Source organism: Chitinophaga qingshengii (assembly GCF_014529935.1).
In the GTDB taxonomy this organism is placed as follows: Bacteria; Bacteroidota; Bacteroidia; order Chitinophagales; family Chitinophagaceae; genus Chitinophaga; species Chitinophaga qingshengii.
In genome coordinates, this window is the sequence record NZ_JACVFC010000002.1 from 1,015,831 (window position 1) to 1,041,799 (window position 25,969).

The following is a 25,969-nucleotide window of genomic DNA, read 5'->3' on the forward strand; positions in this document are numbered from 1 at the left end:
TTTGTTATTTTGATATTTTATTATTTAAATAGATGTCGTTCAAAGCAGTGGCTGTCAATGGTTTCGCCAATCCTGTCGGTGTTTTCTCCAGTAAAAACAGCGCTACTTCATATGCTTCGCCCATCACTTCCACCCAACCACAGAGACAAGCCTCCAGCGGCGTGGCAGCGAGCAGCTGCGCAGGGTAACTGCTCATCAGTTCCGGATCAAAATTCTCCGACACAAAGAAAGTATTCTCTCCTTTAAAACCGTGCCGGATGCAGATTTCCCCCATCACAATATTGGGGAGCGTATATACGAAAAGCGCAGGACTGGCAATATCCTTTACCGTGGCATAGTAACGCAGGTCTGTATCGAGGCTGCCACTGCGGTTAGACAACACCATACCCACTTTTTCCGGTGGCAGTGCCTGTAACGGAGCATCCTTCAGCAGCACTTCCGCTGCCAGCCAGCCCAGCTTGCTCAGGGCATCCATCTTATGGAACTTGGGATACTGCCCGGAAAACCGGTCGTAGCCCGCCCGCAGCCATTCCTGCAAATCCATGCTCCGGTCTGCCTCCCATAACAGCTGCCCGTTTAACCAGATGCCTTGCTGCCGTATGATACAATATCCTGTAATATATGCTTCCGCGCTATTCAATCTCTGAACTGCTTTTTAATTTTTCTGTTAATTCTATGGTCCGCGCCAGGCGTTTCAGCGCCGTATCGTGGTTTTTCACGAACGGATTGTCCATATCCCATACATATCCTGCCAATACGGAACAGATCTGGTTTTTGATCAGCGTGTCTGCATCTTTTTTGAAGAAGATGGTATCCAGCGTGCCTTCATACCAGGCCATTACATAAGAGCGGAAAGTATTGACCCCCTGCAGGGTTGGTTCCATGTATTCCTTCTCCCAGTCTACCGCTTCCCCACGTAACTTCTTAATCACCAGTTTAGCAGCCGTTTGACTGGAAACGCAGGCCAAAGTTACGCCAGAAGAGAAAATCGGGTCCAAAAATTCTGTCACGTTGCCGGTCAGCACAAACCCATCTCCATAAAACTTATCGGTAGTGGCCGACCAGGACTGGAGGATTCTGGGTTCGAACACCAGTTCCACGTCGCGGAAACGCTCACGGGTATAGGGTTCTGCCTCCAGCAAAGCGCGGTACACTTCCTCATCCGTACCGGGGTACTGTGCAAAAAACTCCGGATCGCCCACAAAACCCAGGGAAGTAACACCGGTAGAGAACGGAATAATCCAGATCCACACGCCTTTTTTGTGTACCACCGCCGTAATACGGTTAGGCTCATCCGCCATGGAACGGCGTTTGTCTACCGTATGGGCGAAAAGGGCTTTACGGGGTTGGAGGTTGGAATTTTTTTCCAGGTTGAACAACCGGGGAATTACCCGGCCATAGCCGCTGCCGTCTACAATAAAACGGGCTTCAATAGTGGATTTATTCCCGTCTTTATCTTCTACCGTAGTAACTGAATCAGATCCATTAAAACGTATATCCGTTACCGTAGTTTCATAAGCTACCGGCACGCCCATACTTTCTACCGTATCTGCCAATGTTTTATCAAAATCGGCCCTGGTTACCTGCCAGGTCCAGGTCCAGCCGGGGGTGAACTGTTCTTTGAAGGTAAAATCGCAGACAGCACCGCCTTTCACGAATTTGGCGCCGTATTTTTCCTGGAAACCTTTTTCCTTGATGGCATCGATGAAACCTGCTTCATTCAGGGCATCCATACTGCGTGGCAGCAGGCTCTCTCCGATAACGAAACGGGGAAACTTCATCTTTTCAACGATTTTCACCTTATAACCCGCCTGATGGATGATAGACGCCGCTACTGTACCGGCGGGCCCCGCACCTATGACTAAAACATCTACTTGTTCAGTTTTCATACGGTAAAAAATTTACGATTTGGAATTAGTTCATGTAGTTATTTTTTTATTTGGATATTTTTTTATTTTCTGTGCACCGTGCCATCGAAACATCAATAACTAAATAACCAAATAACAAAATGAATCGGGGTTTTATGCTTTTTTAACTTTTAACAACGTGTAGTTAAGGCCCATCTTGTTGTTTTCTTCGGCCACTACCAGACCTGCGTCGGTAATGCATTGGAAGAAATCGTCCGTGTGGTACATCTGGCTGTTACCATTAGCCATGGCAGTGAAGTACAGGGAGGTCTGCTGCAGGCAGAACGCGGCCGACTTAAACTGCTGACGGTTCCAGAATGGCTCCAGGATATAGATGGTACCGTTGTCGTTGAGGGCTTCGCGGCAACGGGACAGGATGGAAACGATTTCCGCCTCGGAGAAACAGTCCAGGAACTGGCTCATCCAGATGGCATCAAATCCTTTAGGGAAAGGGATTTCCTCATGCAGGATATTGGCAATATGGAAATGCACGCGGTTTTCCACACCGGCATCTTTCATTTTCTGCTGCGCGATATTGGCCTGACCGGGGATATCGAAGATGGTTACTTCTACTTCCGGATCTTTGGCAGTGCAGGCCAGTGCCCATTTACCGGTGTTACCACCGATATCGAGCAGGCGTTTGGGTTTATTTTCAAAAACGATGTCCAGCGCGGCAGGCGTGGCCAGGTCGGAGTAGTAGTGGTCAAAATCGAACCAGCTTTTGCCTACTGCCGGTGGCAGCAGGGAGAGACCGGGATAGATGGTATCCCAGGGGCCCAGTTCTTTCAGGCCTTCCGGTTTACCGGTACGGAGACTTTCCTCCAGGTGATACATGCCTTTATAGCAGATATCCTGTGTAAAGTCCATGTTGATGCGGGTAAGCTGATCATGCAGGATAAAATACCCTGTCTTGGTCAGCGTATATTTTTTATCGTTCACGATCACCAGTTCGATACCTAAACCGGCTTCCAGCAATACTCTTACTGCATAGCGGTTCATATTGGTTTTTTCCATTATCTCCTCGATGGTGATACCCGCAGATCCGCTATCGCTCACTGCTTTCAGAATACCCATGTCGCGCAGGGCCCTGGTAGCCTGGAAGGCTATCGGAGCAAAGGCCAACCACAATGCGGCTTCTTTCGCCTGTAATGCTGTTTTCGTTTCCTTGTTAAACATAAATCGACTTTAGAAAATGACGAAAGGTGGCATAGATACTGCTCCGGACTCGTCCTTACTTTTTACTGAATATCATGGCTGCATTACAACCGCCGAAGCCGGACACTGTTTTCAGGAGATGGCCGGATGGTTGCTGACGCAGGGTGTTACTAACGTTGACAGGCATACTGACACCAGGTGTTTCGTATCCTTTGGTGGGTAGTATAACGCCTTTTTTCATGGCTTTTATACTGATAATGGCTTCTACCAGTCCGGCTGCGCCGAGGGTATGACCATAGTATCCTTTGAGGCTGTTGACCGGCACTGTCGCCAATCCTGCGTGGTGCAGGGCTTTGGCTTCCATCTCATCGTTGTACAGCGTGGCTGTGCCGTGGGCTGATACAAATCCGATATCTTCCGGTTGCAGGCCGCTACCTGTAAGGGCCAGCTGCATGGCGTTGGCCAGCTCCTGACCGGTACGGGAAGGTCCGGAAATATGATTGGCGTCGTTGCTGATAGCACCGGCGCCGAGTATAATATCCGCGTTGTGCGGGTCTTTGCTAAGGATCATGGTAGCGGCGGCCTCTCCCAATGATACACCGGTGCGGTGCGCATCGAAAGGTTTACAGGGTACGGCGCTGACAGCCTGAAATGACTGAAAGCCGGACAATACGAAGCGGGTGAGCACATCGGCGCCCGTTACCACTATGTGGTCGTATTTCCCGGAAGCGATGAGGCGTTGACCGGTTAAAATAGCTACCAGTCCGGATATGCAGGCACTGCTGATCACCAGCGGCGTATTCACCGCACCGAGGCGGGCCGCTATTTTTTGCGCCGTGGCGGCAGGCCGCAGCTGTGAAAGCGGCGGAATTATGCCATCCGCCTGCTGTTCCAGCAGTTCGATGTTGCCTTTGGTAGTGGAAATGATCAGACCGGTGCGGGTATCCGACAAACGTATATCCGTTTGCGATAGTGCTTCCGTAGCGGAAGCGATCACCAGCTGCTCAAATTTCGTGTAGCCTTCGAGGTTAAGTCCGCCGATGGCTTTCTCCAGCATTTCCGGAGCCATCATAGCGCCATAGAAAGGCGCAGGACCATAGTCTTCCCGGTTTTGTAAACGGATACCACTGTTGCCCTGGATGACCTGTTCAAAATTCTCATCCGTGTTCACGCCCAGTGGCCCAACAATATTATCTGCAACTACGAAGACCATCATCCTTTATTTATGCAAGTGTCTTTTTTTCCATTCGTTGAAGAAAACCGGGGTAGTCAGTTGCAGCAGCTCTGTGTCTTTATCCAGGAAAACCTGTACAGTAGAGCCTTTAGCGATGACCTCACCGGTTACCGGATTGGAGAGCACATAGTTGAACCTGATCTTAGCTGCGAGGTCGTCTACCAGGGTAGTTTCTACCTGTACACGATCGCCATAGCGCAGGGGACGTTTATAATCGCACTGAATATTGACCACCGGCGCCGTAAAGCCGGCATTAAAAATATCCAGGTAACGTAAACCATGCTTTTCACCGAAAGCCTCTCTCCCGTCTTCAAAATACCGCACATAGTGGCCATGCCAGACTATGCCCAGTGAATCCACTTCATTAAACTTCACCGGAAACTCGGTGCATTCGGTTATTTGCTCCATACGTGCCATTTTCGGATTTCTTGATTTATGGATTTCTTGATTTCGGGCACCCGACGATCCCCGAAATCAAGAAATCCATAAATCAAAAAATCCCTAAATATTTTATCCTTTCTTCTTCGGCGCTTTTTTGGCTTTTTCTTCTTTAGCCACCGCCGTTTTAGTTTCTTTCTTAGGTGCTACCGGCGTTTCTTCTACAGGATCCTGTGCGTTAGCATATTTCTCCTTCCATTTTTTGTAGTCGATGTGCTCCAGTACTTTGTGTACGGTATACGCCCAGTAGTTACGGAAACCGAAGCCCTGTGCCTTGCCGGTCATGCGTTCTGTCATCAGTACGCTGCGGGAGCCCATATCCACGACGGTTACATACATGGCTGCTTCTTTTTCCGTTTTGCTCATGGCTTCCATTACAAACAGCACACCAATCCCTTTTCTGTCACCGAATTTGTAGCCTTTCACCAGTTTGGTGATATCTTCCGGTTTCAGGCGGTTGTAATCGGCCGCATCTTCGGATTTGATTTTATCGGTATTTACACTGGCATTTCTTTCGTTGGTTTCGCTCACATCGAAATCTACTTTAGAGCGTTTGAAAGCGCCGGGAACATCATATTTTTTAGGTTCGTTCCGGATCACGTCGTTGATACCGGCGAAATGACGGGTGATATCAGCAGGACTGGCAGCAGCGTCGCCCAGCAGGCGGGCTTGCGTGAAATCCACACCCAGCCAGGTAAAAGGAGTGTCAGTATTGTCCAGAAAGTTTTTCAATTTCTGGGCCTGTGTAGCGGTGATAAAAAAGCTACAGAGAAGGATGGTCAGGGCAAAAACTTTACGGATAAGCATAACTTTTTATTTAAGGGGATTGATGAAAATTTTCAGTTCACACTGTGCCATCACTTTGCCTTCATACATCACTTTACCATTTACCATGGTAGCGTTAAACACTTCGCCGGTTATTTCCGTGGTGGTTTCGATCGTTTGACCGGCGGGAGGCAGTTCAAATATTTCCAGGTCTTTCACCGCGCCGATGAAACCCAGGGGAACGGGACTGTTTTCCTGTTTGGCAATGTAGCCTACACGGGCGGCGGCGGTTTGGGCCATATTTTCCATGAGGCCGGGAGGCATCAGCACACCGTTTTCCACAAATACGTTATCGGGCGCAATATGCAGGGCAGTGCGGGTAATGGGACCGTTCACCTCCAGGATACCACTGATCATCACAATAGGGGTACGCTGAGGAATATAGGCGGTAATATCGTCTGAATGAATAAACATCTGCACAAGTTATTATTTATAGACAAAACACGAAATAAATCGAATTATTCGACATTATTACGCGTAAAAACACGGATTATGCCCAAAAATCATAATAATTGAACCATTGCTCCGGGTAACGGTGGATTTTTTCTTCCAGCAGACCGGCGAAATCGGCGAGGGCTGTTTCCACACCTTGTTGCCGGCGCCCATGGTAAGAACGGGGCTCAGTAGCATAAAAATGATAGTGGGTGGCCGTTTCCTTAAAAGCAAATACCACACAAACCGGCACCCGGAAAGTAGCTGCCAGCAGGAAAGGGCCCATAGGAAAACGGGCATCATGGCCTAACAGTTTAGTGGTAACCGTTTTATTCCCAGGCAGAAAACGATCGGCGTGCATGCATACCAGTTCCTGGTTACTCAATGCTTCATTGATGGCATAGATATGCGATAAATCATCCTTAATTACGATGATATTCACATTTCTGTCGCCGGTAATGGAAGATAAGTACTCCTTGATACGCTGGTGCTCTCCATCGAACATGACAATATTAATACGGGTTTGCAGGCGTTTAAACAGGTGCCCGGCCACTTCCCAGTTACCCAGGTGCGCGCTCAGCATGATTCCGCCACGTCCGCCAGCCACCATTTCACGTAAATGATGTTCCCCGTCAAAATCGAAAGTAAACTTGTTGGCCATATCTGCCATCACGACAATCTTATCGATCAGCGTCTGGCCAAATACATAATAGTTACGATACAGGTTCAGTAATGATTTCCACCTGCCATAGCCTATTTTGGTATGAAAGTATTGATAGATGGGTTTGGAAGAGCTCCAGGAAAATAAAAAGTAATAAAAAGCGACAAATCTTAACAGAAAATAAGCGGGGTAAACACCTCCATATCGTAATATGAAAATAAAAATACTGTAACCCAGCTTATTTCCTTTTGACTTTCCTTGCCAGGAAGGCATTATACCAGTTCTTTTTGTTGTACACGAGCTGTTACATAATCGTAGAAATCCTGGAAGGTAACGATAGACTGGAAGTCTTCCGGTTTAACTTTAAAACCGAAATTATCTTCTATCACTACCACCATGTCGATATAATCCAGGCTGTCCAGATCCAGCGTGGATTTGAGGTTCGCTTCAGGCTTAATGTCCGTGGGGTTCGCTTCAAACTCCTCCACCAGAAACTTGTTCGTAACAGTTATTATTTCCTTGATATCCATAAATGTGCGAATCAGATATAGGTCGTTTTAAAATAATTTATAGCGGTTAATCTTACCCAATCCTGATTTTATCCTCCAAAGTTAAAAAATTTAAAGATTGGGTTATTTGCTTATTTGCTTATTTTCTGAATCAAGGGCTCTTTAATAAACAAATAACTAAATAACCAAATTTCTAAATTTCTAAATTCCAGTCCACTTTCTGACAATGAGGGAAGAGTTGGTCCCTCCAAAGCCAAAAGAGTTGGACAAAAATATATTAAATTTTTTATCTATGGTCTTTGTGGCAATATTCAATTTAGCGGCATCTCCGTCCGGATTTTCCAGGTTAATGTTAGGCGCGATAAAATCGTGCTGCATCATGAGCATGGAATAAACGATTTCACTGGCGCCCGCCATCCAGCATTCGTGGCCGGTCATGGATTTGGTAGAGCTGACGAATGGGTTGGAAGCGCCGAACACCTCATAGATGGCACTGGCTTCGCTGGCGTCGCCGGCCGGGGTGGAGGTAGCGTGTGCGTTGATATACTCAATATCGGCTGCCTGGAGCCCGGCGTCCTGCAAGGCGATCTGCAGGGAACGTACCGGCCCGTCCACCGTTGGGTTGGAGATATGGCTGCCATTGGAAGAGAAGCCATAACCCAGTACTTCGCCGAGGATGGTAGCGCCTCTGCGGCGGGCCGATTCCAGGCTTTCGAGGATCACGGTAGCGGCGCCGCCGCTGGGAACGAGACCGTCACGGTCGCGGTCAAACGGCCGGGAAGCCCTGGTGGGGTCCTGCTCGCGGGTGGAGAAAGCAGCGATCGCATCGAAATTGCCCATGGCGTACAGGTTCACTTCCTGAGCGCCGCCACAGATCACTGCATCCTGCATACCGTTACGGATAAACATATATCCGAGGCCGATAGCATGGGAACCGCTGGCACAGGCCGCGCTCACGGTGAAATTAACGCCCCGCAGCTTAAAGATGGTGGCCAGGTTCATATTTACGGTGGAGTTCATGGTCTGGAATACAGAACCGGAACCCACCAGCATGGTATCTTTTTTTTCCCGCATGATATCCGTGGCCTCAATCACTGGTTTGGCCGAACTGTCGTTGCCATATAACAGTCCCACCGGGGTACTGTCAATATAGTCCTGGTCCATTCCCGCCTGGGCAAGCGCCTCACGGGTGGCCATATACGCAAATTCTGCCTGTTCGGGCATCATGAGCCTGGCCCGGCGATCCAGCAGCCCTTTCAGTTCAGGACGCTGTATAAAGCCGGTGAGGCCGGAACGGTAACCAAATGTTTTCCGCTCAGGGTCCAGTACAATACCGGATTTGCCCGTATACAATGAATCCCTCACCTCCTGCATGTCTTTACCAATGCAGGAGTAGATTCCCATTCCAGTGATCACTACTCGGTTCATGTATAAACTACTTTTTAAGTATGGAGACCTCCGTTGATGTTCAACACTTCTCCTGTGATATATCCGGCTGCTTTGGAAGCCAGGAACGCTACGGCTTCTGCCACCTCTTCGGGGGTACCGAAGCGGTTCATGGGCACCTGGGCCGCCAGTTCCTTCTCGTTCAGCTCGGCGGTCATATCGGTTTTGATGAAGCCGGGCGCAATGGCATTGACGGTAACACCCCGCTTGGCCACTTCCTGGGCCAGCGCTTTGGTAGCGCCAATGATACCCGCTTTGGCAGCGGAGTAATTGGTCTGCCCCGGCAATCCTTTGATACCGGACAGTGATACCATATTGATGATACGGCCATAACGCTTCAACAACATCGGATTCAACACCTGTTTGGTGACATGATAAAAACCATTCAGGCTGATATTCAATACATTATTCCATTGTGCGTCGGTCATCCAGAACATCAGGGAATCTTCCCGGATACCGGCATTGTTGACCAATACTTCAATGGTATGTTGTTCTTTGTTTTGTTCTATCCATCCGCCCAGTACTGTTTGTACATCGGCGGCATCTCCTACGTTGAACTGCAACAGCTCACCGCTGCTGCCTTTCGCCTTCACTGCCTCCAGGGTGTCCTGTGCAGCGGCTTCATTGCCTTTATAATTGATCAGGACATGATATCCCAATTCCGCCATTTTAATACATACTGCCCTGCCAATACCGCGGGAACCTCCTGTAATTAAGGCACATTTCATGAAAATTACGAATTACGAATTACGAATTAAGAGTTACGGTCTGTGATCTGCGTAGAAATCAGAACATTTTTACCGGCTCATTACATAAAAGATAATCTTTAATCTTGCCGAGGTCCTTATACATTGGGCTATCTTCAATGAATTTAGGATAAATTGCTCTTACTTCCCGGTACATCTTTTTAGAGAAAGCCGCCAGCCTTTCCTCGCATTGCAGATAGTCTACCGCCTGTAATACGGTCAGCGTATGAATCGCCAGCACCTCGAAGGTATTGGCAATTACCCTGTTGGCCATCAGTGCGGAGTTACAGCCCATGCTCACAATATCCTGGTTATCGTTGTTATTCGGGATACTGTGTACGTACATCGGGAAGGACAAGGTTTGGTTTTCTGCTACGGTAGAGGTAGCGGTAAACTGTGCGCCCTGCATACCGAAGTTGAAGCCCAGTTTACCCAGGTTCATAAACGGCGGGAACTTGTGGTTCAGTTTTTCGTTCAGCAGGTAGTTGAGCTGACGTTCCGCCAGCATAGACAGCCGGGTGGTAGCGATTTTCAGCTTGTCCATTTCCAGGGAGATATAATCGCCATGGAAGTTACCGCCGTGGAATACGTTTTCCAGCTCATGGTCCACCACCGGGTTGTCGCTCACGGAGTTGAGTTCCTGTATCACTATTTTTTCTGCCTGTATAATGGTATCATACACAGGGCCCAGGATCTGGGGCACACAACGCAGGGAATAATATTCCTGTACTTTATCCTTGAAGATTTCTTCTTCCAGTTCTTTATAGAGATGGTCCGGACGATGCCTTACCATTTTGCTGCCTTCCAGTACTTCGCGCATTTTGGCGGCTACCGTGTTCTGGCCGGTGTGCATTTTCACGGCATTCAGTTCGGCTGACAGGTGGTCGTCGAACGCTTCCACGATTTCGTTGATCATGGCAGAGAGGGTAACGGCCCATCCCAGCAGTTGCCGGGCCTGTATCAGGTTCACCAGACCGGCGCCGGTCATCGCGGAAGTACCGTTGATGATGGCCAGGCCTTCGCGCACATGGATATTGATAGGCTTTAAACCCAGGCGGGCAAACACTTCTGCCGTAGGCTGCATTTTATCTTCGTACCATACTTCTCCTTCACCGATCAGTACCAGGGCCAGATGGGCCAGCTGTACCAGGTCGCCGCTGGCGCCTACGCCACCGTGTTCAAACACACAAGGGTATACGTTTTTATTGATCAGGTCTTTCAGCAACACCACTACTTCAGGATGAATACCGGAATGTGCCTGCATAAAGCTGCTCAAACGCGCTATCATCAGGGCTTTGGTGACTACGGGAGAAAGCGGTTTGCCGGCGCCCGTGCTGTGGCTGCGGATCAGGTTATATTGCAGCTGAAAGGTATCCGCGTCGCTGATACGATATTGGGCCATCGGACCAAAACCTGTGTTGATACCATAAATCAGCTTTTTGGCGGAAAATTTTTTCAGAAACAAAAAGCTGGCTTCCACCTGTTGTAATGCCGCTGCGTCCAGGCTCAGCTCTTCACCTGCGTAAAGCACTCTGTACACCTCATCGAGTGTCAGCGACTTACTTCCTAATACAACCATTTTATATTATATTATTTATTTATTTATGTGAAAAAGTGCTCAAAAATAGTATAAAGATGGATTTAATCAAATAAATCCACCCGGAACATTCACGAATTACGGGTAAGTACGCATGCGATAAATACCTGCTTTGGGGGAGGTCGGTTTTTACGGTTTACGGTTCGTCAGTTTGCACAGGTGGTGTCACCAGCACCTTGTCTATACGGTGAGCATCCATATCCACTATTTCAAATTCAAAACCACGCCAGAGGAACTTCTCTCCTGTTTTGGGTATATGTTCGAGGTGATGCAGGATAAATCCGGCCAGGGTATCAAAGTCCTGTTCAAATTCGTTCATCCAGTCTTCCTTGTCAAATTCTGCCAGGAAATCGTAAAAGGGTATCTGGGCATCTACCAGCCAGGAGCCGTCGTCGCGGAGTACCATTTCATAATCGTCTGCTTCTTCGGTTTCCGGCATATCCCCGACTATCGCTTCGAGAATATCGTTGAGCGTGATCATACCCAGAAACGTGCCATATTCATCGACGATAAACGCGGCATGTACGTGTGTTTCCTTAAACTTTTCCAGTACCTGATAAGCGGTATTGTTTTCCGGTACGAACAGGGGTTTGCGGATAATCTGTGTCAGCGGCGTGGATTTGCCGCTTACGCCATACAGGTCCTTGATAGATACAATACCTTTGATACTGTCTATCTGTCCTTCACATACTGGATATACGCTATGCAGGCTCTCATGAATTTTTTGCTGATAGGTGGCCGGTGGCTCATTGATATCCAGCCAGGTAATATCGTTTCGGTAGGTCATCAGCGAAGTGATGTTCCGGTCGCCCAGGTGAAACACCCGTTCAATGATTTCCTGTTCCGTTTCTTCAATAGCGCCGGAAGTAGTGCCTTCATTGATGATAGCCTTGATTTCTTCTTCTGTCACCTGCGATCCTTCGGGCTGCAGGTTAAATATTTTTACCAACACGTTGGTGGAGGCGGTTAACAACCAAATGAACGGGAAAGTAAGCCAGGAGACCACCTGCATGGGTTTGGCCATCCTTTTGGCGATGGCTTCGGGTCTGGCACTGCCCAATCTTTTGGGTACCAGTTCGCCCAATACCAGCAAAAAATAAGTGATAATGATAACAACGATAATGGTAGCGAGCAGGTTGCTATAAACGGCAACTGCAGGAAACTGGCTGAGCCAGACGGCCACTTCGTCCTTGAGGGTTTCTCCGGAATAAATACCGATGAAAATACCAATGAACGTAAGACCGATTTGAACGGTAGAAAGAAATGTGTCCGGATTGTTGGCCAGCTTCAGTGCTGCCTTTGCTTTTTCATCCCCTTTATTGGCTTGTTGTTCCAGTCGGCTCTTGCGGGCCGAGACCAATGCCGTCTCCGACATTGCGAAAATGCCGTTGACTAAAATAAGGATGAGGATAATGACGACGACTTCCATGATTTAAAGCCTAAAAATAAAAAATTATTCAAATATCAATGTAAGAAATGCCAGCACCAGTCCGCTCGCAATGGCCAATACTTTCCGGCCGCTGAGTTCATGGTGTTTGGTTCCGCTTTCATAAAAAATGGTGGTGGAAATGTGCAGAAATGCTCCGATCACCAGTGCCACCACATACAGCAGGTAATGCGATACCAGCTCAAAGCGGTTGCCCATCCACCAGGCGAGTATGCCAGCCAGCGGGGTGACGATCGCAAAAGTGACCAATATCTGCCAGAGCTGTGACTTTGACTTGTGCGCGTGTATCATCACCGTGATCAGCGTCAGCGCTTCCGGTATCTTATGCGCCGCTACGCCCATCATCAGGGAGGGTAAGGCCGACTGGTCTTCATATTTGAAGCCCAGCGGGATACCTTCCATAAAAGCGTGAATGGAAAGCCCCAGCAGCAGTGGTGTAACAGCAATATGGTGGTGGTTTTCGCCCGGCAGGTGACTATGGCCGTGTTCCATGCCATGCGACAGCTGTTGCAGGAACACCTGCAGGAAAAATCCCAGCACAATGTAAATACCGGCGTTATGGCCCAGTTCATGGTATACTTCCGGCAGGAGGTGCATGATGGTCACCCCAAACAGGAAAGCACCTGTGAAAGCCAGCAGGTAGATGGTAAAATTAGCGTTGATACGCCGGATCGTCATGGGGATAATCCCACCAACGAGCGTAGCCAACAGTATGAGTATCAGATATGTCCAGTTCATGATATTGCTTCAGGCTCCAGTCTTATGCGGCGCTGGAAAAAACTGCCGCTCAGCAGCCCGATCAGGGCGCCCAGTAAGCCACCTCCCACTACATCCAGCGGGTAATGCACGCCTACATATATCTGTGCATAGCCGATAAGGGCTGCCCACAGGAAAAACAACCAGGTGTACCGGCCAAAGGCTGATTTTAAAGTTAAGAAACAAAACGTCGCTAACGCAAAATGGTTCGCGGCGTGGTTGGAGGTAAAACTACCGCTCATAGGGCAATACGATACCAGCACGCGCGCATAATGCGACACAACCGGGTCGCGGCAGGGCCTGATACGGCCAAAAGCCTGTTTCATATACAGGCTGCTCTGGTCGGCCAGGGCAAAACACAACAGGAAAAAGAGCATCCAGAAGAAACCTTTCCAGCCGTAGTTAATAGTGGCAAACAACCCCAGGAACAGATATAATGGCGCCCACACATAAGGCTCCCGCACAAACGGCAGGATCACATCCAGTACCGCATTGTGCCATTGCCCATTGATATGGAAAAACAAGCGAAGGTCCTGTTTCAGGATACTTTCAAGCATGGCTAAGGTTTTTGAGCAATGAGGACCATACGTGGTGAACGTTGCTCGTCATAACTGTTAAAATGATAATCTCCGAAAATTTCCGTGATAACCAGCCCCTGTTTGGCGAACATACGCTCAAAATCCGCGCGGGTAAAGGCATTTACGCTCTCCGCGAAGGTGGCCCTTCTCATCAGGGTTTTGTCGAGAATATTAATTTTTTTGAGGAATTTATGATTTTTCACCTCCCGGCGGATGTCAAACACCACATTATCTTTCTCCTTCACCTCATCGTATACCAGGTGGGACTCCACGTAAGGACTGTTCAGATAGTCCAGCACCAGTTTACCACCGGGCCGCAGCGCGTTGGCCAGGGTACGCAACGCGTTGTCATTGTCGCGCTGTGATTCGAAATAACCGAAACTGGTAAAGAAATTAAATACCACATCGAAGTAGTTGACACGGAAAGGCAGGCGCATATCATGCTGGAAGAAGCTCAGGTGTTCATTTTCCAGCTTTTTGGCGACATTAATGCTTTCTATGGAGAGATCTATGCCGGTGACGGTATATCCTTTGTCCGCCAGGTATTTGGCATGACGGCCCCTTCCACAGGCCACGTCCAGCATTTCTGCGTGGGCAGGTGGCTGCAGGTACGCCAGCAGCTTGTCAATAAAGGCTGCTGCTTCCTGCTCGTCGCGATGATCGTAGAGCAGGTGGTAGTAAGGAGAATTGAACCAATCTTTAAACCAGCTTTTGTCTATATCTATATCCATAACAATTCAATCGTGCCAGTGGCAAATATTATTTTTTATTATTAAACATCAAATATCGCGTGCTTTCGTAGAAGCCGCGTGTTAAATTATCCAGATTTTTTGCGGTGTCCGCCTTTTCGGCCTGTATGTTCTTCAGCGGATCGCCTTTCAGGTCGTACAGGGCGGTGGCGTGGGTGGTCATGTTTATCTCATAGAGGTATTGATCGCCGATTATGCTGTAGTAAGGCTGCTGATTACGCAGGTAAGTCACAAATACGTATTTGTCGTTTACCCGGGTACTGTCGAACAGGTTGGTACCCAGCGTATAGTTTTTATAGGGTAACCCTACCATGCTGGCCATGGTGGGGTATACATCCAGCAGGCTGCCGGGCGTACTGATCACCTGGGGCGCCACATGGCCGGGGCTGTACATAAATGCGGTAACATGTACCCCGCCGGTAGCCAGTTCATATTCCGGCAGCGGCATAAACGTGTAAGGATTGAGGATGCAGTTGTGGTCACCGAAGAACATGAAGACAGTATTGTTGAGATAACCATCTTTACGCGCCATGTCTATGAGGTGGCCCACATTATAATCTTCATACCGCAGGGCGTTGAACTGATCGATAGACACGAAGCCGGATTTTTTGAATTTGGCCATATCGATGTCTTTTTCGGTCAGCTTTTTAAAGTCGCCTGCCCCGCTGGTGGTAGTATACGGCGGGTGGTTATCTGCCAGCTGCAGGAAAGCCACGAACGGTTTTTTCTGGTCGTTGTTGGCTTTGAAGATTTCGCTGGCCTCAGTGATCAGGTCGTAGTCGGAGATACCCCACACATCGGCCTTTGCGGACTTATACATGCCTTCCTCGTGTATATTGATGCCTTCCACGTTGTTGGTAAATACCGCGCGGATATTAGCCCAGTTAGTGTTTCCACCGAGCAGGTATAGTTTTTCGTAGCCTTTGAACTGGTCCAGGATAATACGCTGGTCCAGCATTTTAGGGTGACGGCTGGCTGTTTTCACAGCCGTAATGTCCGGCAGGCCGGTAGTGACGCCGAAAACGGTTTTCGCCGTGCTGATAGCCGGTACGTAGAAGTTTTTGAAGAGGATACCGCTATCGGCCAGGCGTTGCATATTGGGCGTAGCCTGCATGGGGTTGTTGTACAGGCTGGTAGGCGCTGCCCCGGTAGATTCCAGCATGACCAGCACCACATTAAGTTTGGGTTTGGAAGCATCGCCGGGAACGGTGCGTACGAAATTCAGCTTATCGGCATCTGGCTGATCTACCTTCAGGTAGTTGGCGATAGCCGGATAATATTTCCGGGTGAGGTTGATATCATAGGTATCGCCCTCTACCGAGAAGTTGGAGGCGAAATACAGGATGGGATTGAGTCCCAGGCTGGTAACGCCATTGTCACGGGTGAACATGGCCTGGCTCCAGCGCAGCGGAAAATAGGCGAAATTGCCATAGATACCGGCCGCGACCAGCAGGGTGAGTGCCGTTACATAGCCGGTAAAGGGCCAGTTGCGGAGGTATACCGGGGGCTGGGCCGCAAAACGTTTCCAGGTGCGGATTTGCAGGCGTAGCAGCAGGAACAGGAATACGAAGATACCCAGGAAACCACGTACTACCGGGTAGCTCTGCCATACCATGCGGGCGTTGTCCGCCCGTTCTCCTTTCGCCAGGAAACGCAGGATGGAAGGATCTAACCGGATACCGAGATAATCGTAGTGGCCCAGGTCGAGTATATATAATAAGGTGAGGCCGGTAAAAACGGCGACCAGGTAAACCGTCATTGCTTTACGTATAGCCTTCGACGTAAAAAAACAGTTACGGGCGATAACGGCCGTCAGGGCGACAGGTATCACCAGGATAAGTGCCAGCCGGAGATCGAATTTGGTGCCCAGGTACCATGCTTTGATAATATCGGCGCTGCTGGTAATGGTGGTCTTAAAAAAGAACAGGTAAAAAACGAGCCTGAACATCACCATCAACAGGAAGAGATAGAGCGTTTGAACAAGCACATAACGAATATACCGGGGTATATTCTTCCAAAAGTATTGCATGCAACGTATAGCTGTTTTTTTAAAAGCGTAGCTGCAAATATAGTGAAAACTGAACGGGGAAATGGGTCGATCTGCCGGCAAGGTTGCTCATCTTTTCATAATTAGGAAATCTGGAACGGTTTTTTTTATATTTGCCTTCCTTAAAAAATTGAATCTCGTGGCACTGATCAAATCAATATCCGGTATTCGCGGAACCATAGGCGGCAAGCCGGGTGAAGGACTCTCTCCTCTTGATGTAGTAAAGTTCACCGCAGCTTACGGCACCTGGCTTTCCCGCCAGACCGACAACCGCAAAGTGGTAATAGGCCGTGATGGCCGTATTTCCGGCGAAATGGTGAAAAACCTGGTAGTATCCACGCTCAACGGCCTTGGCATCGATGTTGTTGATCTGGGCCTGTCTACTACGCCTACAGTAGAAATTGCTGTTAAAATGGAAAATGCCGCCGGTGGTATCATCCTTACCGCCAGCCATAATCCGAAAGAATGGAATGCGCTGAAACTGCTGAATGCGGAAGGCGAATTCATTTCCGGCGAAGACGGCGCAGCACTGCTCGACATTGCAGAAAGGGAAGATTTCACTTTCGTGGATGTAAACAAGCTCGGCACCTACACACAGGACGATTCTTACCTGCAAAAACATGTAGACCTGGTAGTAAACTATCCCCTGGTGGATGTGGCTGCTATTAAGGAGCGTAATTTTAAAATTGTGGTAGACGCCGTTAACTCTACCGGCTCCCTGTTTGTACCGCCGTTGCTGAAAGCGCTGGGCGTAAACGAAGTGGAAGTACTGTTTCCGGAAGTGACAGGTAAATTCGCCCATAACCCGGAACCACTGGCAGAGAACCTGACTGCGCTGTCCAACGAAGTCAATAAATCCAATGCCGACCTGGGCATCGCTGTAGATCCGGACGTTGACCGTCTCTGCTTTGTGTGTGAAGACGGCAGCATGTTTGGTGAAGAATATACCCTGGTAGCCGTAGCGGACTATGTACTCAGCAAACGCAAGGGCAATACGGTTTCCAACATGTCTTCCACCCAGGCATTAAAAGATGTGACGCTGAAAAACGGCGGTCAGTACAATCCTTCTGCCGTAGGTGAAGTGAATGTGGTACGGAAAATGAAAGAAACCAATGCCGTGATCGGTGGCGAAGGCAATGGCGGTATCATTGTACCGGACCTGCACTACGGCCGCGATGCGCTCATCGGTATCGGTCTGTTCCTGACACACCTGGCCAACAGTAAAAAAAGCATCAAAGCGCTGCGTAACAGCTACCCGGATTATTTCATCTCCAAAAACAAAATCGAGCTGGATAAAGGGGTAGATGTAAAAACCATCTTCGAAAAAATCAAAGGCAAGTATAAAAATCAGCCGTTAAACACGGAAGACGGCCTGAAAATCGAATTCGATAAAGACTGGGTGCACCTGCGTACCTCCAATACGGAGCCTATTATCCGTATCTACGCGGAGAGCCAGAATGAGACCACGGCAGATAATATTGCCAAAAGGATCATGCAGGACATCAAGGAATTTATGTAGGGATTTTTTGATTTACGATTTTTTGATTTCGTAGATTGATAAAAAAGAAGACCGAAGCGGATAAATTCTGCTTCGGTCTTCTTTTTATTGGTGGTTTCGCTTTTATTCGCGAAATCAAAAAATCGTAAATCAAAAAATCCTTAAATCCTATATCAGTTCCTTCAGTTTCGTGATCACAGTATCCACTTCTTCTTTTGTATTGTTTTTAGAGAAGGAGAAACGTACGGCAATCTGGTTAGGATTGCTGTTGATAGCGCGGATCACATGAGAACCTGCGTTGGCGCCGGAGGTACAGGCACTGCCGCCGGAAGCGCAGATACCGTTGATATCCAGGTTAAACAGGATCATTTCACTTTTTTCTGATTTCGGGAAAGACACGTTCAATACCGTGTACAGGCTACGGCCGTGCAGGTCGCCATTGAACATGACGCCCGGGATATTTTTTTCCAGTTCGGCAGCCATGTATTTACGCAGTCCGTCAATGTACGCTTTGTGTTCTTCATGTTGTTCAGTGGCCAGTTCCAGTGCTTTGGCAAAACCGATAATACCATAGAGGTTCTCGGTACCGGCGCGCATATTGCGTTCCTGGCTGCCGCCCTGGATAAAGGGACTGATTTTCACGTTTTCGTTGATATACAGGATACCCACGCCTTTAGGGCCATGGAATTTATGTCCTGCCGCGGTAATGAAGTGCACCGGGGTGTTACGCAGATCGAACGGATAGTGCCCTACTGTTTGGACCGTATCAGAATGGAAGATCGCATCAAACTCTTTGCAGAGGGTGCCTACCGCGTGGATATCGATCAGGTTGCCGATCTCGTTGTTGGCGTGCATGAGGGTTACCAGGCATTTCTGACCGGCTTCTTCGAGCAGCTGACGGAGATGGTCCATGTCCACATGGCCGGAAGGCAATATTTTTACAAATGACAGACCGATGCCGTCATGATGATGCAGGTGCTCTACGGTATGCAGCGTAGCATGGTGTTCGATCGGGGAAGAAATGATGTGTTTGCACCCCAGGTCTTTTACCGCCGCATTAATAGCCGTATTGCTGCTTTCTGTACCGCCAGAGGTGAAGAATATTTCTCCCGGATGTGCATTCAGTATTTTAGCGACGGATTTGCGCGCATTTTCGATACCCAGCCTGGTTTCTCTTCCGTAGGAGTAGATAGACGAAGGGTTTCCGAACTTTTCCGTCATATAAGGCAGCATGGCATCCAATACCACCGGATCGAGAGCGGTGGTTGCTGCGTTGTCAAAATAAATTCTTTCCAATGTTGGTGGTTTTTGATTAAGGCTTTTTGTAATGGTGCCACCAAAGTTCCGAAAAATTTGAATAGATTCATTTGGTTATTTTGATATTTGGTTATTTATCTATTGAATTACTCGGATATTAATTACATAAACAAATGATTATATATTCGTTTTGAATATATAAAAATAAAATATAAAAATATCTAAATATCAATTCCTATACAAAAGGTTCAAATAACACTATCAAATATTAAAATATCCAAATCCCTAAATATCAAAATCCGTAAATGTTCAGGAGTTTCTATTGATCAGATCATAGAACCGGTCGCGGTACCCATCACTGATAGGGATGGACTGGTTGGCGATCATCACGGTATTTTTCTCCACCGAATTAATCTTATTGAGCGACACGAGGTAAGAGCGGTGTACGCGGATAAACTTATCGGCCGGCAGGCGGGTTTCGAATGATTTAAGGCTGCGCAGGGTAAGCACAGGCAGGTTAGGCGTATAAATTTTCGTATAGTCTTTCAGTGCTTCGATGAAAAGAATGTCTTCAAGATTGATCTTGATGATTTTGTATTCTGTTTTGATAAAGATGTAATCATTGGTGAAAGCTGCTTCCAGCGGAGCGGTTTTCTGCTGATTGGCAGAGAGGACCTCTCTGGCCTTGGCCGTTGCTTTCAGGAACCGTTCAAAAGGCACCGGTTTCAGCAGGTAGTCCACCACGTCGAGGTTGAAGCCGTCCAGCGCATATTCCCCATAGGCCGTTGTAAAAATTACCATAGGCGGATATTTGAGGGACTTCAGGAACTGAATGCCGGTAATATCGGGCATTTTGATATCCAGGAATACCAGGTCCACCGGTTCCTCCTGGATAAAGCGCAGGGCATTGGCGGCATTTTCAAATTTACCGGCCAGCTGCAGGAAGGGCACTTTGCGGATATAATCTTCCAGGATTTCCAGGGCCAGGGGCTCATCATCCACAGCGATACACTTTATCATTTTTTCAACACTATTTTAAGATCAACAATAAACCGGTTATCCGTTTCCGTGATGGTAATTTCATGGTCTCCGTGATAGAGCATGTCCAGTCTTTTCAGTACATTCTGTAACCCGATACCGCCTCTTTCGGATACCCGTTCTTTAAAGAGGCTGTTCCTGACGATTAATCTGATCATATTTTCGGCAATAGTAATATCGATGTTGATAAAGGACTCTTCTGCGTAGCTGATCCCGTGCTTAAAGGCATTCTCCACAAAAGGCACCAGCAGCATAGGTTCTATCGTAAACCCGGCAGCCTTGCCTTTTACGGTATAGTGGATGTCAATATCGTGCGGCAGGCGCAACCGCTGTATGTCAATGTAGTCCTGTAAATATTTCAGTTCCTGTTCCAGATGCACATTGGCCTCGTTAGATTCATAGATCATATACCGCATAATGGTTGATAGCTTCAGGATGGCATGTTCCGTTTGCCCCGATTGTTTGTGCGCCAGTGAATAAATCGTATTCAGGCAGTTAAACAGGAAATGCGGATTTATCTGCGATTTCAGAAATTTCAGTTCTGCATTCAGCTTTTCTACTTTCAACGCTTCCCGTTGTTTTTCACTTTCAAACCACTCCACGGCTATCTTGATAAAACCACTCATGAACAACATCAGCAGCGCGAAGAAGCCTGAGCGGCGAAGTACTTCCGGGAACAACAGGTAATCCCAAAAGGAAGCCTTCTCTCCTACAACCCTGAACCAGCGTGGCGGCGGCAGCGGCAACGTAGATACCACCGGCGTCACGGCAGACATATGATGTACTTTGGCATCACCCAGCGGCGTAGCCATGACTGTTACACTCTGCTGTGCCCCGCTTTCATCCGGGAACTGATACCGATGGTTAAACGGAGGAAAGGACCTGGTTGTTACATCATTGGCAAATTTGCTTTTATCGATCCGCATAGCCATCATTGCCGGGCGGCCCACAAAATTGCGGAAGAAGTAAAAGTCGAGCGCCGCCTGCTGTATAGTAATAAATACCACCAGCAGTATCACCGTGCTCAGATATTTTACAATCTTCTGCCGGTTAAAATAACGCGGGATCAGTACATAGATGTTCAGGTAAAAAATAGCGATCAGAAAAAGGTTATCAATCAGCTCCTTAAAAAAGAAACCTTTGTGCAGAATCTGTATGCGGTAGATAAAAAACGGAAAGAATAAAAAACATACCCATCCTAAGATGTGCAGGGAGACGACGACCGGGCGATTCTTTAATATACGTTTGAAAGGAAGCATCATTGTAATTGATGCGATAAACATACAACCGTATCTGCTTTTGCTTGTGTTAAAGTTTGTTAATCCTGCTATAAGGGATTGTTAAAATTAGAACGGGATTAAATTCTTCTTAAAATTGCACCAATAGGGAATCCCACCCGGTTTTAAATTGTTTAAAACCAGGCAGGATTACACCACTGAACAGACAACATTCTTATTGCACGCCGGCCACCTGCATCTTTATTAATTCCGTTAACGTAACAGTTGGTATCCGGTGCGCCATCATCTTTTCCAACACTGCCTGGCCTACACGCTGCGCATCAGCCTTTGACCGGAAAGGCCGGTTACCCGCAATACCGGGTATCACATCCTGATAGATATAGGGATGATTATCGGCCATCACCTTGTACCCCCATCCACCGCCAGTTTCAAAAGGCACTACGGATAACCGTACCATATCATCCCTGTCAGGTGAGGATTCCCGATGATTCCGGCATACCACCCACAATAGCAGTATTGCCAGCACCGGGATAATCCATCGTAATTTTCGTTTAGTCATACTGGTTATATGCAGCTGTAGGATCAAATTCAAACATATTATCAAACGGTTGGCTGGAACTGGTACCCAGTACCACAAAGCCACGGTCCTTCACCGAAAAGCCGGTCGCCCCGTTGCGTGCCGCCCCTTCAAAATCCGTTCGCTGTATCCACAGGTCTGTACCCGGGTTGTATTCCCATACAGCGGTAGAGAGACTGGTTTTGGTACCGGACACTATATATCCCAGCCCCCGCATCGCGAAAGACGCGGCACCGCTGCCTTTAAAGTTGTAGTTATCGTCGTAGCTCTGGTCAGACACGTTATCAATAGGCCGCAGCGCCGCCCAGGTTTCGGTAGCGCCGTCGAAAGCGTAAAAATCACTGACATAGCTGCCATTGGCAGTACCCATACATACGTAGGCCTTGTTACCAATCACAAAGGCGTTGCCGTCCTGCCTTTTACCACTGGTAAGGCTCTGCACCTGTGTCCACGCATCGGCAGCGGGGTCATAACGCCAGTTGTCCTTGAGCCAGTTACCGTCATAACCGGTAGCGATGTAGCCTTTATTATTGAGCGCAAAAGCCACCGCACCATAACGTGCACCGCCAGCGAAATCTGCCTTGCGGGCCCAGGTATTGGCAGCAGGATCGTACTGATAAAAATCGCTTAGTTTGTTAAGCCCGTCATAACCGGTGCCTACATAACCTTTACCGGCCATAGCGATGCCCACAGCGCCACTGCGGCCCGCGCCGGGGAATGCCGCCTTCTGTGTCCACTGGTTCAGATCCACATCATATACCCAGAAATCCTGCAACCTGTTCGTACCATCATAACCAGTGCCTACATAGGCCTTGTTATCTATCACGAAAGAAGCAGCAGCGCTTCTGCCGACACCCTCAAACTCAGAACGTTTGATCCAGTTACCGATTTTATCCGTGGTGGTAGAACCTTTGGAACAGGCCATCAGGGAGGCGACTAATAAAAAACTATAACCTTTTAAATAACGCATTCGCATGTTCGTTTTACTGTCGCCAAAATTATCCGTGAGAGCATTCCGGCAAACAGGAAATAGATATTCCCCTCTTTTTAGCGGATAGACACCCCTTTTTCATCTGCCAGCAGTAATCTTTTGCGTATAGCCGGCTTACAGCCGCTATTGGCCGCACAAAGAACAGATTAATGGATTCATCGATGAATAATGCCCGTTGGCATATTACGGCAACGGTAAGTATGGATCGTGTCTAAAATTGCGCACCATGAACTACGAATTTTTTTCACGCAAAAGGATGAGAAGGGAGCAACGTTTTGTTTCACGCAAAGGCGCAAAGCAGCAAAGCAGCATCAGATATCTGTTGCTGTTATGGCTGATGGGAGCTGTTGCCTGTCAGAAGACCGGTTTCTCCTATGACAACGTCATAGATAACAAAGAGACGGATTATATCCTGACTGATACGTTGTCTGTCGCTATGAAAACATTGCAGTACGACTCCGTTCCTACTTCCGGTTCCGGCCTGCTGCTCATCGGCAATCAATCCGACCCTTACCTGGGCGCTGTTACAGCCAACTCCTATTTCCAGGTGATACAGCCTGCCGCTATCGATATACCGGTGAACGGCTCCGGTTACGATTCGCTGCGGCTTATCCTGCGCCCCGGTGGCTATATTGCCGGCGATTCCCTGCAGCCGCAAAGTTTGCAGGTATACCGCGTTACCCAGAAGATACAATTTGCCCAAACCTTCTACAGCCTATATAACAACAGCAACTTCGCCACTGAAAGTACGCCACTGGGCAGCTTCACGGGTATCATCCGTCCGAAGACAGACAAAACCGTCAGCGTCACTTTATCCGATGTACTGGGCCGCCAGTTCTTTACCATGTTGCGCGACAAAAGTCCGGACATCACCGCCGGACCTAATTTCCTCGATTTTTTCCGTGGCCTGAAAATCACGCCCGGCCCGGGAAATGCCTCCCTGATGACTTACCTGGCACAGGATACCGCGCTCACCATGCGGCTCTATTATCATGTCAATGAAATTGTGACCACCGCCAAATACGTGGACTTCAAAATGAGCGCACCAGAACTGCAATTCAATCAGATAACCGCCAACCGCAGCGGTACGCCGCTGGAAAAACTGGTGGGTCCGGTAAAAGAGCTGCCCTCTGCCGCTACCGGCAATATGACTTTCGTACAGTCGCTCACGGGAGTGGGTACCCGTATCGATCTACCCTACCTCAAAAACATGCAACAGCTGGGGCAGTTCTTTAAAATCATGAAAGTGGTGCTGACTGTTTATCCCGCCTCCGGTACCTTCAGCAACAGCAGCCAGATACCGGCCAACCTGGCGCTGTGCCAGATAGACAAAGCCAACAACGTAACCGACACGATTGGCTACGGCAGTCTTACCATAGATAATCAGTACAACGAAAACACCTACTACTCCTACGATATCACCAACTATTGCAATACACAGCTAACCGCCGACAATATAGCTGCCCGGGGCCTCTACCTCACCACGCCCGGAGGCGCCGGCAGAAATAGCCTCGACAGGCTGGTGGTCAACGATCAGCAGTCACCTAAAAAGAAAATCAAGGTACAGGTATACTACCTGCTGTATAAATAACGGACATGACTATGCGCAAAAAAATATATACCGGTGTGACCGCGCTATTGCTGCTTGCCAGCGCTGCACAAGCACAACACGGCATCAACTCCATTTATTCCGCCTATGGTATCGGCGACCTTGAAACAAGAGATTACAGCCGCAATTTCGGCCTCGGCAGCACCGGCATAGGCCGTCGTAACAGCGGCTACCTGAACGAGCTGAATCCGGCATCTTACAGCGCTTTACCTACACAAAACTTTATGTTCGATGGTTCCCTGAAAGCGCAGTACCTGAATTACTCCGGTCCCAATATCTCCCAAACCGCCAGCGATCTCAATTTCAAACGGCTGGCGCTGGGCTTTAAAGCCAACCGCTGGTGGGGCATTGGCGCTGGTATCACTCCTTTCAGTACCGTGGATTATAAACTGCTCAACAACCAGTTCATCACCGGTACCGGCAATCCGGTCACCGCTACCACTACCGGTTCCGGCGGATTAAACCGGGTTTATATCTCCAATGGTTTTCAACTCAACAAACATTTTTCCATCGGTATATCCACGGGTTTTTTATTCGGACCGATCAAGGTAAATCAAACCATTGGCTCCGATTCACTGATCACCCAACATAACCAGTATACCTTCAAACCTAATTTCACTGCCGGCGCACAATATATCACGAAGGTGAGCAAAGACTGGCAACTGGGACTGGGTGCCACCTACCGCTTCCAGACCCGCATGAAACTACAGCAACAACTCAATATCGTGAACCAGGATAACACACCTTACTACACCGAAGAGTTGGCGCCCGGTTACTTCACACTGCCTTCGGAGTTTGGCGGTGGTATTTCCCTCACCAATAACACCATTACCTGGGTGGCAGATTACCGGCACCAGGTATGGAACAACCTGGGCGATAAAGGACTCAACTATTATTACCAGGACGGACAACGGTTCTCCACCGGTATAGAATATGCCATCAACAAACAGTACTATAACCGGCCTATTGAAGGCCTTATCTTCCAGGCAGGCTTCAGTTATAACCAGTCGCCGCTGGTGATTAAAAACACAGTAATACACGACATGGCCGGTACGCTGGGCGTTTCCCTCCCCAGCAAGAACGGGCAATTGCGTTATTATGTGGGATTGGAAGCCGGGCAACGCGGCTCTACCAATAATGGTTTAGTGAAGGAGAACTATGTGAATGCAGTATTTCATTTCAGTCTGCGTGATATATGGTTTATTAAACGACTGAACCAGTAAACATTTGGTTA

At 48.3% G+C, this 25,969-nt stretch carries 25 protein-coding genes; 3 read left to right on the top strand and 22 right to left on the bottom strand.

Annotation, left to right across the window (positions count from 1 at the left end):
* Nucleotides 1-4: 4 nt before the first annotated feature.
* The 17 genes from ICL07_RS19420 to ICL07_RS19500 all read right to left on the bottom strand — a co-directional run bounded on the left by ICL07_RS19420 (nt 5) and on the right by ICL07_RS19500 (nt 16,509).
* Nucleotides 5-640: a hypothetical protein gene (locus ICL07_RS19420; RefSeq protein WP_188089675.1), complete on the bottom strand. Its 636-nt coding sequence runs from the start codon at nt 638-640 to the stop codon at nt 5-7.
* The gene (locus tag ICL07_RS19425; RefSeq protein ID WP_188089676.1) at nt 633-1,889 is read right to left on the bottom strand and encodes an NAD(P)/FAD-dependent oxidoreductase; all 1,257 of its coding nucleotides are present in this window, start codon (nt 1,887-1,889) and stop codon (nt 633-635) included. Before ICL07_RS19425 ends, ICL07_RS19420 begins: the two co-directional genes overlap by 8 nt.
* Nucleotides 1,890-2,021: 132 nt before the next feature.
* On the bottom strand, nt 2,022-3,083 hold the full coding sequence (locus ICL07_RS19430) for a class I SAM-dependent methyltransferase (RefSeq protein WP_188089677.1): 1,062 nt from the start codon (nt 3,081-3,083) through the stop codon (nt 2,022-2,024).
* A 55-nt stretch (nt 3,084-3,138) separates the two neighbouring features.
* Complete coding sequence (locus tag ICL07_RS19435) at nt 3,139-4,278, bottom strand: beta-ketoacyl-[acyl-carrier-protein] synthase family protein (RefSeq protein WP_188089678.1); 1,140 nt, start codon at nt 4,276-4,278, stop codon at nt 3,139-3,141.
* A 3-nt stretch (nt 4,279-4,281) separates the two neighbouring features.
* Nucleotides 4,282-4,704, bottom strand: coding sequence for an acyl-CoA thioesterase (locus ICL07_RS19440; RefSeq protein ID WP_188089679.1), 423 nt, complete (start codon nt 4,702-4,704; stop codon nt 4,282-4,284).
* A 102-nt stretch (nt 4,705-4,806) separates the two neighbouring features.
* Complete coding sequence (locus tag ICL07_RS19445; protein ID WP_188089680.1) at nt 4,807-5,541, bottom strand: hypothetical protein; 735 nt, start codon at nt 5,539-5,541, stop codon at nt 4,807-4,809.
* A gap of 6 nt (nt 5,542-5,547) precedes the next feature.
* Nucleotides 5,548-5,973: a hotdog family protein gene (locus tag ICL07_RS19450; protein WP_188089681.1), complete on the bottom strand. Its 426-nt coding sequence runs from the start codon at nt 5,971-5,973 to the stop codon at nt 5,548-5,550.
* A gap of 76 nt (nt 5,974-6,049) precedes the next feature.
* Nucleotides 6,050-6,925 (bottom strand): lysophospholipid acyltransferase family protein, encoded by an 876-nt coding sequence (locus tag ICL07_RS19455; protein ID WP_188089682.1) that lies wholly within the window; start codon nt 6,923-6,925, stop codon nt 6,050-6,052.
* Nucleotides 6,925-7,182, bottom strand: coding sequence for an acyl carrier protein (locus ICL07_RS19460; RefSeq protein ID WP_078667209.1), 258 nt, complete (start codon nt 7,180-7,182; stop codon nt 6,925-6,927). Before ICL07_RS19460 ends, ICL07_RS19455 begins: the two co-directional genes overlap by 1 nt.
* A gap of 180 nt (nt 7,183-7,362) precedes the next feature.
* Nucleotides 7,363-8,589, bottom strand: a complete 1,227-nt coding sequence (locus tag ICL07_RS19465) for a beta-ketoacyl-[acyl-carrier-protein] synthase family protein (RefSeq protein WP_188089683.1) — start codon at nt 8,587-8,589, stop codon at nt 7,363-7,365.
* 14 nt (nt 8,590-8,603) lie between these two features.
* A complete protein-coding gene (flxB, locus tag ICL07_RS19470) occupies nt 8,604-9,335 on the bottom strand; it encodes a flexirubin biosynthesis SDR family reductase FlxB (RefSeq protein ID WP_188089684.1) in 732 nt (243 codons plus the stop codon).
* Nucleotides 9,336-9,393: 58 nt separating this feature from the next.
* A complete protein-coding gene (gene flxA / locus ICL07_RS19475; RefSeq protein ID WP_188089685.1) occupies nt 9,394-10,932 on the bottom strand; it encodes a flexirubin biosynthesis tyrosine ammonia-lyase FlxA in 1,539 nt (512 codons plus the stop codon).
* 154 nt (nt 10,933-11,086) lie between these two features.
* Complete coding sequence (locus ICL07_RS19480; RefSeq protein WP_188089686.1) at nt 11,087-12,379, bottom strand: hemolysin family protein; 1,293 nt, start codon at nt 12,377-12,379, stop codon at nt 11,087-11,089.
* Between the two features lie 24 nt (nt 12,380-12,403).
* Nucleotides 12,404-13,135, bottom strand: a complete 732-nt coding sequence (locus tag ICL07_RS19485; RefSeq protein WP_188089687.1) for a ZIP family metal transporter — start codon at nt 13,133-13,135, stop codon at nt 12,404-12,406.
* The gene (locus tag ICL07_RS19490; protein ID WP_188089688.1) at nt 13,132-13,710 is read right to left on the bottom strand and encodes a phosphatase PAP2 family protein; all 579 of its coding nucleotides are present in this window, start codon (nt 13,708-13,710) and stop codon (nt 13,132-13,134) included. The genes ICL07_RS19485 and ICL07_RS19490 overlap by 4 nt, the downstream gene beginning before the upstream one ends.
* Nucleotides 13,711-13,712: 2 nt before the next feature.
* Nucleotides 13,713-14,462, bottom strand: a complete 750-nt coding sequence (locus tag ICL07_RS19495) for a class I SAM-dependent methyltransferase (protein WP_188089689.1) — start codon at nt 14,460-14,462, stop codon at nt 13,713-13,715.
* 28 nt (nt 14,463-14,490) lie between these two features.
* On the bottom strand, nt 14,491-16,509 hold the full coding sequence (locus ICL07_RS19500) for an LTA synthase family protein (protein ID WP_188089690.1): 2,019 nt from the start codon (nt 16,507-16,509) through the stop codon (nt 14,491-14,493).
* Nucleotides 16,510-16,666: 157 nt separating this feature from the next.
* Here ICL07_RS19500 and glmM point away from each other — a divergent pair, with 157 nt between their 5' ends.
* On the top strand, nt 16,667-18,046 hold the full coding sequence (gene glmM, locus ICL07_RS19505; RefSeq protein WP_188089691.1) for a phosphoglucosamine mutase: 1,380 nt from the start codon (nt 16,667-16,669) through the stop codon (nt 18,044-18,046).
* Nucleotides 18,047-18,193: 147 nt separating this feature from the next.
* On the opposite strand, the gene ICL07_RS19510 is transcribed toward glmM, so the two are convergent.
* From ICL07_RS19510 to ICL07_RS19530, 5 genes are all read right to left on the bottom strand, one after another.
* Nucleotides 18,194-19,321, bottom strand: coding sequence for a cysteine desulfurase family protein (locus ICL07_RS19510; protein WP_188089692.1), 1,128 nt, complete (start codon nt 19,319-19,321; stop codon nt 18,194-18,196).
* A 270-nt stretch (nt 19,322-19,591) separates the two neighbouring features.
* Nucleotides 19,592-20,302 (bottom strand): LytR/AlgR family response regulator transcription factor, encoded by a 711-nt coding sequence (locus ICL07_RS19515; protein ID WP_188089693.1) that lies wholly within the window; start codon nt 20,300-20,302, stop codon nt 19,592-19,594.
* Nucleotides 20,299-21,603, bottom strand: coding sequence for a sensor histidine kinase (locus tag ICL07_RS19520; RefSeq protein WP_188089694.1), 1,305 nt, complete (start codon nt 21,601-21,603; stop codon nt 20,299-20,301). The genes ICL07_RS19515 and ICL07_RS19520 overlap by 4 nt, the downstream gene beginning before the upstream one ends.
* Nucleotides 21,604-21,772: 169 nt before the next feature.
* The gene (locus ICL07_RS19525) at nt 21,773-22,117 is read right to left on the bottom strand and encodes a DUF4907 domain-containing protein (protein WP_188089695.1); all 345 of its coding nucleotides are present in this window, start codon (nt 22,115-22,117) and stop codon (nt 21,773-21,775) included.
* A complete protein-coding gene (locus ICL07_RS19530) occupies nt 22,110-23,105 on the bottom strand; it encodes a Kelch repeat-containing protein (RefSeq protein WP_188089696.1) in 996 nt (331 codons plus the stop codon). Before ICL07_RS19530 ends, ICL07_RS19525 begins: the two co-directional genes overlap by 8 nt.
* Before the next feature lie 247 nt (nt 23,106-23,352).
* On the opposite strand from ICL07_RS19530, the gene ICL07_RS19535 reads away from it, so the two are divergent.
* Complete coding sequence (locus ICL07_RS19535; protein ID WP_188089697.1) at nt 23,353-24,717, top strand: DUF4270 family protein; 1,365 nt, start codon at nt 23,353-23,355, stop codon at nt 24,715-24,717.
* An 11-nt stretch (nt 24,718-24,728) separates the two neighbouring features.
* Nucleotides 24,729-25,958: a BamG family beta-barrel-assembly machinery protein gene (gene bamG / locus ICL07_RS19540; protein WP_188089698.1), complete on the top strand. Its 1,230-nt coding sequence runs from the start codon at nt 24,729-24,731 to the stop codon at nt 25,956-25,958.
* Nucleotides 25,959-25,969 lie beyond the last annotated feature (11 nt).